The sequence below is a fragment of the Vibrio sp. A1-1 genome (assembly GCF_021728175.1).
Taxonomy (GTDB): Bacteria; Pseudomonadota; Gammaproteobacteria; order Enterobacterales; family Vibrionaceae; genus Vibrio; species Vibrio diabolicus.
Genome location: NZ_JAKKCL010000002.1, coordinates 286598 through 298422 on the forward strand (window position 1 = coordinate 286598; position 11825 = coordinate 298422).

Here is an 11825-nt window from a genome sequence, read left to right on the forward strand (position 1 = left end):
AAAACACGACAAAACCAGAGCAAATCGGCGCTAATTTATGAATATACTCAAGTAGCCTAAAGATGCAGAATTAAAGGCATTGCCAGCGATGTAAATAAGAGCGAAAGAGGCGCGACGAAACAGCAAGCTATTTCGACTTTATTTGACGATAAGCCAGCCCTACTGTGCATGCCTGGTTAGGCTACCTTAGGTTAAAATAACGTAGGATTAATAAGCGATATCAACCCTGACTCCATCATCAAAATATAAGATACGAACTTCATCCCCTCGACTAAATAGCATATTTTTATCAACATCTTGGATAACATTAATCAGCTTGTCGCCCTTCACTTTGATGAGTAGCTCAACTAACTTATATTCAACCGTGTATTGGTAATTACTTTGATTTTGTGCAACCGCTGCACCTGCAAGTGCACCAACTGCCGTCGCAACTTCTCGTCCAGTACCGCCACCAAATTGATTGCCGACTAAACCGCCTATTGTGGCACCAAGTAGCGTTTTCCAACCATTATTTTTCGATTGAACGACCTCTTGCTGAGTAATATAACGGACAGAGTCAACCTTCCCATACACCACTTCATTTACCGGCTTGGCAACATTTCTTTCATAGGCTGCGTTGGCGACAAGTGGTAAAAACAGTATGATCCCAAGCCATACTTTTACGATATTTCTTAACCAGGTCATCATAAACTCCTCTGACTCCAATGTTGGTAACGACTTCTTATGGCTATTTATTTAACTGAACTCGATGAAACGTTCAACTTTCCCTCACCCTATAAAGCACTCAGCGATCCCAATGGTTTGCTTGCTTTTGGCGGTGACTTAGATCCCATGAGAATCCTCAATGGTTACTATCAAGGCATTTTCCCTTGGTATGGTCCTGGAGAACCTATTCTATGGTGGAGCCCTTCCCCACGCGCTGTTTTTGATCCCTTAGCGTTTAAACCGTCTAAAAGTCTCAAAAAATTTCAGCGTAAACATAACTATAAAGTAACGCTCAATTTCGCGACAGAAGAAGTGATTAGACTATGTTCATCAACACGTCCTGCAGAGGAAACTTGGCTCAACGAGGAAATGCAAGCGTCTTATATTGAGTTAGCTAAACTTGGTCACTGTCACTCTGTAGAAGTATGGCATGACAACGAGCTCATTGGGGGACTATATGGCATCTGCGTTGGTCAACTTTTTTGCGGAGAGTCGATGTTTAGCCTAAAAGATAACGCATCTAAAATTGCATTGTGGTACTTATGCAACCATTTGGCGTCAAAGCAAGGTCAATTAATCGATTGTCAGGTTATGAACTCGCACTTGGCATCACTTGGCGCATTTGAACTAGAGCGTAACGAGTTTATGCAAAAACTACTATCTTTAAGAGAAAAACAAACACTATTTGATACCTATAAGCCCCAAGTTTTGCAGGATTCAGTATGAGTACGGATATACAACATATTCGAATTGGATTAACGAATAATCACCCTTGCAGTTACTTGCCTGAACGGCAAGAGCGTGTGGCGGTGGCACTTGATGTAGGGCTGCATACTGAAGAAAACTATCAACTGCTGATGGCCAACGGTTTTCGTCGTAGCGGAGATACTATATATAAACCGCATTGCGAGCATTGCTCCGCTTGCCAGCCAATTCGAGTCTCGATTCCGGATGTGACGCTATCAAAAAGCCAGAAGAGGCTGCTCAGTAAAGCACAGCCTTTACGTTGGGAAATGAAACCCGAAATGGATGAGGAATGGTTTGCGCTTTACAGTCGTTACATTGCCAAACGACACAAAAACGGCACTATGTACCCACCAAAGCGTGATGAATTTTCTCGGTTTGCCCAAACCAGCTGGCTGACCACTTCATTTTTGCATATTTACGATGAGTCAAATCAATTACTCGCCATTGCGGTAACGGATGTAATGACTCAATGTTCGAGTGCATTTTATACTTTTTTTGACCCTGACTACCCGTTATCTCTTGGCACTTTGGCAGTGCTCTATCAAATAAAATACTGCCAAGAAAACAAACAACAGTGGCTTTATTTGGGTTATCAGATTGATGAGTGTCCAGCAATGAACTATAAAACACGCTTTCAACGCCACCAAAGGCTAGTAAATCAGCGTTGGCGAGGGTAGAATACGCCTCAACTTTACATAATTACTATTTAGCGGCAGAATATAGCCCGCTAATATTGCCTAATTTCTAAAGAGGATTAAATGGCTAAAGAAGACGTAATCGAGATGCAAGGCACGGTCCTTGACACTCTACCAAACACTATGTTCCGTGTTGAACTTGAAAACGGTCACGTTGTGACTGCTCACATCTCTGGCAAGATGCGTAAGAACTACATCCGTATCCTAACGGGTGACAAAGTAACTGTAGAGATGACTCCATACGACCTGTCAAAAGGCCGCATCGTCTTCCGCGCTCGTTAATCTCTGATTTTCGGATGCAATAAAAAACGGAGCAGTTTGCTCCGTTTTTTATTGCATGATTTTTATTTCCGAGTAGGTTCAGACAAACAAAAAGCGCACGATAAAATCGTGCGCTTTTACTTCCCTACGGAGCAATTAATGCATCGCAGCCTCTTTCTCACTCAAATATTCAAATTTAAGTGTGTCGTTTACTAGCGTTACTTTCACAGTGCCGCCGTCGACTAGAGAGCCAAACAACAATTCATTAGCCAAAGGTTTCTTAAGTTGCTCTTGGATAACACGTCCCATTGGGCGAGCACCCATCGCCTTATCATAACCTTTATTCGCTAACCAATGGCGTGCATCTTGCGATACCTCCATTGATACGCCACGAGCATCAAGTTGCACCTGCAGTTCAACAATAAACTTATCAACAACTTGATGGATAACGCTTTCATCAAGGCTGTTAAACCAGATGATGTTATCAAGACGGTTACGGAACTCAGGAGTGAATACCTTCTTAATTTCCGCCATCGCATCGTGACTGTTGTCTTGCTGAATCAAACCAATTGATTTCTTCTCAGTTTCAGCCACACCCGCGTTGGTTGTCATAACGAGGATGACATTACGGAAGTCTGCTTTACGACCGTTGTTGTCCGTTAGCGTACCATTATCCATCACTTGCAATAGCAAATTAAAGATATCTGGATGCGCTTTCTCAATCTCATCAAGCAATACGACTGAATGTGGGTGCTTGATAACAGCGTCTGTCAGCAAGCCACCTTGGTCGTAACCGACATAACCAGGAGGTGCACCAATTAAGCGACTCACGGAGTGACGCTCACCATATTCCGACATATCAAAACGAAGTAGCTCGATCCCTAGAAGCTTAGATAGCTGCACCGTCACCTCTGTTTTACCCACCCCAGTAGGGCCAGCAAACAAGAATGAACCAACTGGTTTGTTATCCACGCCCAAACCTGCACGTGTCAGCTTGATCGCTTCGGATAATGCATCAATCGCATTATCTTGACCAAATACCAACATCTTCATCTTGCTATCTAGGTTCTTCAAGATGTCTTTATCTGAAGAAGAAACCGACTTCTCTGGGATTCGTGCCATCTTGGCAACCATCGCTTCGATATCGGCAACACCAACCGTTTTCTTACGGCGGCTTGCAGGAGCAAGACGACTGCGAGCGCCAGCTTCATCAATGACATCAATGGCTTTATCTGGTAAATGACGTTCATTGATGTATTTCGCCGAAAGTTCTACCGCGGCACGCAGTGCTTTATTGGTGTAACGTACTTCATGGTGTGCTTCGTACTTCGGCTTCAAGCCCATCAAGATTTTAGTTGTGTCATCCAGAGAAGGCTCTACAACGTCTATCTTTTGGAAACGACGGGACAACGCACGCTCTTTCTCGAAAATGTTGCTGTATTCTTGGTATGTAGTCGAGCCGATACAACGCAACTTACCGCTACTTAGTAGAGGTTTGATAAGGTTTGCGGCATCAACTTGACCACCAGAAGCCGCACCCGCACCGATGATTGTGTGTATCTCATCGATGAACAAAATTGCATCTTCTTCTTTTTCAAGCTGTTTCAAAATCGCCTTGAAGCGTTTTTCAAAATCACCACGGTACTTAGTACCAGCCAATAGAGAACCAATATCCAATGAGTAAATCACGCTGTTTTGAATAACTTCCGGGACCTGCCCTTCTACAATTCGCCAAGCAAGACCTTCTGCGATGGCTGTTTTACCTACCCCGGCTTCACCCACTAATAATGGGTTATTCTTGCGGCGGCGGCAAAGTACTTGAATAGTGCGCTCTAGCTCTTTATCGCGACCAATCAGTGGATCGATATTGCCATCTTTAGCGACCTGATTAAGGTTAGTCGCAAAGCTTTCCAAACGTTCTTCAGAATTCGGCTCTTCGACACTCTCTGAACTGAACGAATCTGATGATGGGTCTTCGCTTGCACCTGACGCTTTAGTAATACCATGGGAGATAAAGTTAACAATATCTAATCGGGAGATGTCGTTTTTCTTCAGTAGGTAGGCGGCATGCGACTCTTGCTCACTGAAGATCGCCACAAGCACGTTTGCACCTGTTACTTCGTTGCGGCCAGACGACTGTACATGAAAGACGGCGCGTTGTAGCACACGTTGAAAACTCAAAGTCGGCTGGGTTTCACGCGTCTCATCACTGTCTGGGATAAGAGGCGTAGTTTGATCGATGAATATATCGAGTTCGTTACGTAAAGCGTCAAGATCCGCTTTACAAGCTAAAAGGGCTTCCTTAGCTGCATCATTTTCCAATAATGCAAGTAGGAGGTGTTCGACAGTCATAAACTCGTGGCGTTTATCTCGCGCCCGAGTAAATGCACCGTTAAGGCTTGACTCTAGTTCTTTATTTAGCATAAGTACCTCCCGAAAAAACAACTTGGGTTGTTCGAGCAAGTCTTCTTTGTTTACGCTTGCTCCATAGTGCAAAGTAGCGGATGTTCATTTTCCCTTGCGTACATCGTAACTTGCGCTACTTTTGTTTCGGCAATTTCTGCACTGTATGTGCCACAGATTGCCTTTCCTTCATAGTGAATCTTGAGCATGATCTGAGTCGCTTTATCAATGTCATGTGAAAAGAATCGCTCAAGTACCTCTATGACGAAATCCATAGGTGTATAGTCATCATTATTTAGTACAACATTGTACAGCTTAGGTGGCTGAACTTTCGTACTTTCTCGCTCCAGAAGATCAGAGTCCGGAGTGACCCATTCAAAATTTTTACTCATGGCAATTCAAAGATATCGTATCAAAGGGTTGATGTTTTCGACCTATAAAAACAATCTACCACAAGCGTGCAGCGCGGTGTAGTGAGATATGGCACCGAATTCGATCTTTGATCGATAAAAGTTGCTACCTAATATAGAGACTAATGCAGGTCTTGAGGGGGCGCAAATAAAAGATGCTTGTCGATAAGTTACACATTTTTACTTATAAAATAACTTTCTTTTTACCCCCTCCGAGCTATTGCGAAACATCTCTCAGTCTTCTACCGAGATCACACTTCCTAACTGAGAATGGGGTAATTATCACGAAAACTTCATTTTTTATTCAGTTAGAGGATTCATCTATCATAAGCAACACGAACAGTATGGTTTTTCCAGTGAATACTACTTTGCAGGCTAATTGACCAAACTTCCGCGTATATACGAAAAACTGTTTGCAAATTTGTTAATCTCAAAAGTGATTTGTTCTCAATTATGTTTCTGTTTGTTGCTTAATGCTATTGACTGTCGGGATTCATTGACTACAGTGGAAAGTGTTGATGCATAAATCGTCATTTTGAATCCATTTGTTTTTAAGCAGCTTGGTGAATGTGATTTCTCATTGACTAGATGTTTGTTAGCGTTCGCTGACAATAGTAGTACCAGGTTAAAGGTATAACTTGGTTGTTGTAACAACTCAGTAAAAAATGCATGAGGGATGTAAAAGCATGGCTACAGGTACAGTAAAGTGGTTTAACAATGCCAAAGGATTTGGGTTTATTTGTTCAGATGAAGAAGAGGGAGATATCTTTGCCCACTACTCAACTATCCAGATGGACGGTTATCGTACACTGAAAGCAGGCCAACAAGTCTCATACGAGATTGAAAAAGGTCCCAAAGGCTGTCACGCGAGTAGCGTCGTGCCTCTTGAAGGTCAAGCCAAATAATTAGAGCGCTGTCGAAAAATAAAAATATTGCTCTCGAAACGTCATTTTGATGTTCTGAAGAGAAAAATAAACCCGCCAAGATAGCGGGTTTCTTACTATTTGTAGCTTATGAAATACAGATAGACCACATACAAAGTATTGATAAAAGAAGAAACACGCCGAAAGCGACGTGCTCTTTTCATCTATTTTACTTGTTAATGATCGCGTTAAAGGTTTCGCTTGGGCGCATCAACTTAGAAACCAATGCATCATCTAGCAGATAGTAACCACCCAGTTCTCCTTTCACACCCTGTGCGTTGTTTAGCTCAGCGACGATTTTTTCTTCATGCTCTGACAACGCTTTCGCAATCGGTGCAAACTCAGCAGCGAGATCAGCATCGTCTGTTTGCTCGGCAAGTGCTTTCGCCCAGTAAAGTGCGAGGTAGAAATGACTACCTCGGTTATCTAATTCGCCCACTTTACGTGACGGAGACTTGTTGGTATCTAAAAACTCACCAGTCGCTTTGTCTAGCGTATCCGCCAAAACTTGCGCTTTCGGGTTGTTTGCCACCACACTTAGATGTTCTAGGGATGCAGCTAGTGCTAAGAACTCACCTAAAGAATCCCAACGAAGGTGATTCTCTTTTTCTACTTGTTGAACATGCTTAGGAGCAGAACCACCAGCACCTGTTTCAAATAGACCACCGCCATTCATCAATGGAACGATAGATAGCATCTTAGCTGACGTGCCTAACTCTAGAATTGGGAACAGGTCTGTTAGGTAGTCACGAAGAACGTTACCTGTTACAGAGATAGTATCCAGACCCGCTTTCATACGCTCTAGCGAGTACTTACAAGCATCAACAGGAGATAGGATCTTAATCTCTAGACCGTCAGTATCGTGCTCTGGTAAGTAGGTATTTACTTTCTTAATGAGTTCAGCATCGTGCGCACGGTTTTCGTCTAGCCAGAATACGGCTGGAACACCTGTTGCACGTGCGCGAGTCACTGCTAGCTTAACCCAATCTTGGATTGGTGCGTCCTTCACCTGACACATACGGAAGATATCGCCTTCTTCAACCGCTTGCTCTAACAATACGTTACCCGCAGTATCAACAACGCGAACAGTACCCGCTGCGTCTAGAATAAATGTCTTGTCGTGAGAACCATACTCTTCTGCCTTTTGAGCCATTAAGCCAACGTTAGGCACGCTACCCATAGTGGTCGGGTCAAATGCGCCGTGCTCTTTACAGAAATCAATCACCGCTTGGTAAATACCTGCGTAGCTACGATCTGGTATCATCGCTTTGGTGTCTTTTTGTTTACCATCTGGTCCCCACATTTGACCAGAAGAGCGAAGCATTGCTGGCATAGAAGCATCTACAATGATGTCGCTTGGTACATGTAAGTTTGTGATACCACGATCAGAGTCAACCATCGCAAGCTCTGGTTGAGTTTGGTAAACCGCTTGAATTGCCGCTTCAATTTCTGCTTTTTGTGCTTCAGGTAGAGACTCAATTTTCGAGTAAACATCACCAATGCCATTGTTTACATCAACGCCCAGTTCTTCAAACAGCTTACCGTATTTATCGAAAACGTCTTTGTAGTAAACTTTTACTGCATGGCCGAAAATGACTGGGTCAGAAACCTTCATCATCGTCGCTTTCATATGAAGAGACAACAGCACGTCTTGTGCTTTCGCTTCAGCAATCTCTTTCTCGAAAAATTCAACTAGCGCCTTCTTCTTCATGACTGAAGTGTCAATGACTTCTTTATCTAGTAATGGGAAAGCCGGCTTAAGCTCTTTAACTGTACCGTCATTACCGACGAACTCGATTTTGACCTCTGTTGCGCCAGAGATAGTCGTAGACTTTTCGCTACCAAAGAAGTCATTGTCTGACATGCTCGCAACATGAGACTTAGATTCTGATGACCACGCACCCATCGAATGTGGATTTTTCTTCGCGTAGTTCTTAACCGAAGTTGGAGCACGACGGTCTGAGTTACCTTCACGAAGTACTGGGTTAACCGCACTACCTTTGATTTTGTCGTAAGCCGCTTTAATCGCTTTCTCTTCGTACGTGCTCGGTTCTTCTGGGTAGTTTGGTAAATCGTAACCTTTCACCTGAAGCTCTTTAATCGCCGCTTTAAGCTGAGGAACTGAAGCTGAAATGTTAGGCAGCTTGATGATATTTGCTTCTGGAGTTTGAGCCAGTTCACCAAGCTCAGTCAACGCATCGCCAATGCGCTGTTCTTCTTTTAGATGCTCTGGGAAGTTAGCGATAATTCGACCTGCTAGTGAAATATCACGAGTATCTACATTGATGCCAGACGATGCTGTGAATGATTGAATGATTGGTAGTAATGAATAAGTTGCTAGCGCCGGCGCTTCATCAGTGATGGTGTAGATAATTGTAGGTTTTTCTGTAGGCATGAAATTTCCCTATTTTTTAATCAACTTGTTGGCTGATCAACTCAGCGTCTGAGTTGGTTTAATTGACGCATTGCTGCACGTTAGCAGTACATGTCTCCTCACTAACGCCACATGCGGTTCGCACTCTTTGTTGTAGTTTGAAGCTCTAAGCTCTGAATCCATGAGTGCACTGATATAATTAAACAAATAACACGAATTAGTCTATCATTCTGTGCGCGTTTGTTAGTTTTAGGCGCGCAAATCATATCCGATCATGAGAAAACTTAAAACTTTCAAACACAGTTCATTTACATTTTTGCAGGGTAGTTAACATGTCATCTCGTACAGGTCAGGAAAAAGGTCGCAGTCGTAACCAGTCTAAAACGGGCCATTTTAAACACTCAGGAGATCGCAATGGCTCGAAGACTCGTACTCGGCAAGACCGTCGCCCTAATCGCCCAACAAAAAGCCAAAAGCCAAAAGTGGCCCCCAAAGATCGTAAAGTCATTATTTTCAATAAGCCTTACGATACGCTCAGTCAATTTACCGATGGCGATGGTCGCAAAACGTTAGCGGACTATATCCCAATCAAAGATGTCTATGCGGCTGGCCGATTGGACCGAGACAGCGAAGGTTTGATGGTACTCACTAACGATGGCATCTTGCAGGCGAAGCTAACGCAGCCAAAGTCAAAATCGCCGAAGACTTATTGGGTTCAAGTTGATGGCGCTCCTCAAGAGCAAGATCTTGAAAAATTGAGAAAGGGAGTAGAGCTAAAAGATGGTATGACCCTACCAGCCGAAGTTGAAGTGATTCCAGAACCACAAGTCTGGGATAGAACCCCTCCTGTTCGTTTTCGGGCAAATATCCCAACAACTTGGCTAGCCATTACCATTATTGAAGGGAGAAATCGCCAGGTGCGTCGCATGACTGCACACATTGGCTTCCCTACTTTGCGCCTCATCCGTCATTCGATGGGTGATATCGTCCTTAACGACCTAATGCCTGGTGAATGGAGAGAAATCTCTCTCTAATACGGCAGAAAAGATAAAAGCAGGCTTAAAGCCTGCTTTTTAGATTCTTGGAAGCGTTTCAACCTCTTCCGTCAAACCCTATCTAACAAATTGAGGGATTACTGCTCAGCTAGCCAGTTTTTAAATGCCTCTTTTTCCGCTGGAGACGCTTTATTGTACATCGTCTTTAATACATCAACCATTGGACTGTCTTCAGGCACTGTTATTGTTCGGGTATCGCTAGTCTCAACTCGAGGTTCAATATCGCTTACTGATTGCTGATGCTGGTTCACAGTTACATAACTAACAGCAACACTCGCGATACCTCCTGCAATATTGTAGTTACGAGATTCTTGAGGGTAATTACGACCAATCTGAACACCATCTGACTCTAATACATCTTCGACCAAAGCAATAGGTTGACCTTTGGTGTCCAGAAGTTGCCAATCTAAAGGTGAGATGTTGTTTTGCGCTTGACGAAGAGTTTTAAACTCTGGTAGTTCAAACTTTAGTTTTTCATTTTCAACATCAAACTTAGCGATGATCACGTCACTGTAAACTGTCTTAAGGTTTTCGTTTGTTTCAAAAGCAGGTTGATATTTGAAGACAATTTGGTTAGTTCCGTCGGGGATCTCAATTGTCTTCTCACTAGAGAAAAGTCCCCCCTCAAGTTTTGGCTTCTCCATATTGACGGCGAGTAACTTCACGTCTTCTGGAACCACTAAAGTCGTTGCAGCATAAAGGTTTGTACTGGCAAGAATAGACAACGCCATTGCCACTTTTAATGATAACTGCATAGAGTTTTTCATCCTTATCTTCATAGTAAAAGACCCAGCATATAGCTGGGTCTTACAATATCAAACTGGGTATTGATTACCAGTAGAAACGTGCACCAACACCGAAGTCAGTTTTAGAATCAGTTTCTGCAGTTGTTTTACCAGCTTCTAGCTTATCACCATCAAAATTGTAACCCGCTTCTGCGAATACGCGAGCCCATTTAGAGAACTTGTATTCAACGCCAGCGTAAAACTTAGATTGGTCGCCATCTTTCTTGCCAGATTTGTCAGAAGATGACATTACTAGCTCGTAGCCAGAGTAAAGTGTTGTTTTAGGAGCTACAGCGAACATGCCTGCTAGAGAGATACCGTGAGAATCGATAGTCTCGTTAGCTGCTTTGTCTTCATTTTCGTTGTAGTAGTACGTAGCACCTAGAGTGTGCTCATCTAGAGCGTATTCAGCAGTTACTTCGAAAGATAGGTTTTCAGTGTTGTTACCTTTAGAAGCAATCTTGTTCTCAGAAGAAAGAACGCCAGCGTGTACAGATAGGTCATTGAAAGACTTACCTACGAATACTTCGCGGATTTCTTCGTTTTGATCTTTCTCACCTAGCGCGTAACCAGCTTTTAGCCAGAATGCGTCATTTTCGTAAGCGTATTTAATTTGAGAAGAGTTGTTCCACGCGTGTCCGTAAAGAAGTGCAGAACCACCGAAGAAGTATGAGTAATCAGCTCCGTAGATGTCATCAGCCCAAGTACCTTCTTTACCAAAACGAAGTGTACCCATATCGCCCATGTCGAAGCCAAAGATGTGACGGCGTACGTATACTGAGTCATCAGTACGCTCGCTTGAATCAGCACCTGCACCGTAGTTGTCACCTAGAGCAACACCGATTTCAACTTCACCTAGAACTTTTAGGTTGTCGTTTACAACGTAAACACCATTTACACCCATACGAGAAGAGCTAGTGTTTAGCTCTGCAGTGTGGTCTGTGCTGTCTAGGAATAGAAGAGTTGGACGTAGCTGACCGTAGAAATCTACAGAACCTTCTTCAGATTTGAATACTTCAGCTGCGTTCACTGAAGTTGCAGACGCAACTACAGCTAGTGCTAATAGAGTTTTTTTCATAATTAATCCACTGCCTTTTCTTAGTTCGGGATATCCTTGTCCGGTTCCCTTTTTTTATATGTTTGAGATAGAGCGTTAACAAAACGTTATACAGCGCCTTCTCAAAATCTGGAGCTAAGAGTGCAAAAGATTATTCTGGCTGTCAAATTTTCTAAATACCAATGTAAAAAAACAAAAATAACATTTAAAAACAACAACTTGAAAAGTTTATCTTTATTTATTCGACGAACATCTAATCAATCCTCTTGATTTTTCATAATTTATAAAACCATTAACAATGAGATTTTAAACCCAAAAAAATACTAAAAAACAAAATATATAGAATAAAAAACCATACAAATATCATATTTGGAGTTTTATATTTTTCATATAATGAAATTAATTTCATT

At 42.7% G+C, this 11825-nt stretch carries 11 protein-coding genes; 5 read left to right on the top strand and 6 right to left on the bottom strand.

The window, feature by feature from the left end; genetic code table 11:
• Window positions 1-207: 207 nt before the first annotated feature.
• A complete protein-coding gene (locus tag L3V30_RS05355; protein ID WP_182032776.1) occupies window positions 208-684 on the bottom strand; it encodes a glycine zipper 2TM domain-containing protein in 477 nt (158 codons plus the stop codon).
• A 39-nt stretch (window positions 685-723) separates the two neighbouring features.
• Here L3V30_RS05355 and aat point away from each other — a divergent pair, with 39 nt between their 5' ends.
• The 3 genes from aat to infA all read left to right on the top strand — a co-directional run bounded on the left by aat (window position 724) and on the right by infA (window position 2429).
• On the top strand, window positions 724-1431 hold the full coding sequence (gene aat, locus L3V30_RS05360) for a leucyl/phenylalanyl-tRNA--protein transferase (RefSeq protein WP_104971465.1): 708 nt from the start codon (window positions 724-726) through the stop codon (window positions 1429-1431).
• Window positions 1428-2129 carry an arginyltransferase gene (locus L3V30_RS05365; RefSeq protein WP_237308483.1) on the top strand — a complete coding sequence of 234 codons (702 nt, stop codon included), beginning with the start codon at window positions 1428-1430 and terminating at the stop codon, window positions 2127-2129. The genes aat and L3V30_RS05365 overlap by 4 nt, the downstream gene beginning before the upstream one ends.
• 81 nt (window positions 2130-2210) lie before the next feature.
• Window positions 2211-2429, top strand: a complete 219-nt coding sequence (infA, locus tag L3V30_RS05370) for a translation initiation factor IF-1 (RefSeq protein ID WP_001040192.1) — start codon at window positions 2211-2213, stop codon at window positions 2427-2429.
• Window positions 2430-2564: 135 nt separating this feature from the next.
• Here the strand turns inward: infA and clpA are convergent, their stop codons facing one another.
• Both clpA and clpS read right to left on the bottom strand, forming a co-directional pair.
• Window positions 2565-4832, bottom strand: coding sequence for an ATP-dependent Clp protease ATP-binding subunit ClpA (clpA, locus tag L3V30_RS05375; protein ID WP_237308484.1), 2268 nt, complete (start codon window positions 4830-4832; stop codon window positions 2565-2567).
• 50 nt (window positions 4833-4882) lie between these two features.
• Entirely contained in the window at window positions 4883-5203 is a 321-nt protein-coding gene (clpS, locus tag L3V30_RS05380) for an ATP-dependent Clp protease adapter ClpS (RefSeq protein ID WP_031780157.1), read from the bottom strand.
• 704 nt (window positions 5204-5907) lie between these two features.
• Here clpS and cspD point away from each other — a divergent pair.
• Window positions 5908-6126, top strand: coding sequence for a cold shock domain-containing protein CspD (gene cspD, locus L3V30_RS05385; RefSeq protein WP_005378407.1), 219 nt, complete (start codon window positions 5908-5910; stop codon window positions 6124-6126).
• A gap of 187 nt (window positions 6127-6313) precedes the next feature.
• Here the strand turns inward: cspD and L3V30_RS05390 are convergent, their stop codons facing one another.
• Window positions 6314-8539 carry an NADP-dependent isocitrate dehydrogenase gene (locus tag L3V30_RS05390; RefSeq protein ID WP_048626182.1) on the bottom strand — a complete coding sequence of 742 codons (2226 nt, stop codon included), beginning with the start codon at window positions 8537-8539 and terminating at the stop codon, window positions 6314-6316.
• 311 nt (window positions 8540-8850) lie between these two features.
• Here L3V30_RS05390 and L3V30_RS05395 point away from each other — a divergent pair, with 311 nt between their 5' ends.
• Entirely contained in the window at window positions 8851-9552 is a 702-nt protein-coding gene (locus tag L3V30_RS05395; RefSeq protein WP_237308485.1) for a pseudouridine synthase, read from the top strand.
• A gap of 98 nt (window positions 9553-9650) precedes the next feature.
• Here L3V30_RS05395 and L3V30_RS05400 read toward each other — a convergent pair whose 3' ends face one another.
• Window positions 9651-10328: a DUF2057 family protein gene (locus L3V30_RS05400; RefSeq protein ID WP_104972064.1), complete on the bottom strand. Its 678-nt coding sequence runs from the start codon at window positions 10326-10328 to the stop codon at window positions 9651-9653.
• 76 nt (window positions 10329-10404) lie between these two features.
• A complete protein-coding gene (locus L3V30_RS05405; RefSeq protein ID WP_006742133.1) occupies window positions 10405-11436 on the bottom strand; it encodes a porin in 1032 nt (343 codons plus the stop codon).
• Between the last annotated feature and the right edge of the window lie 389 nt (window positions 11437-11825).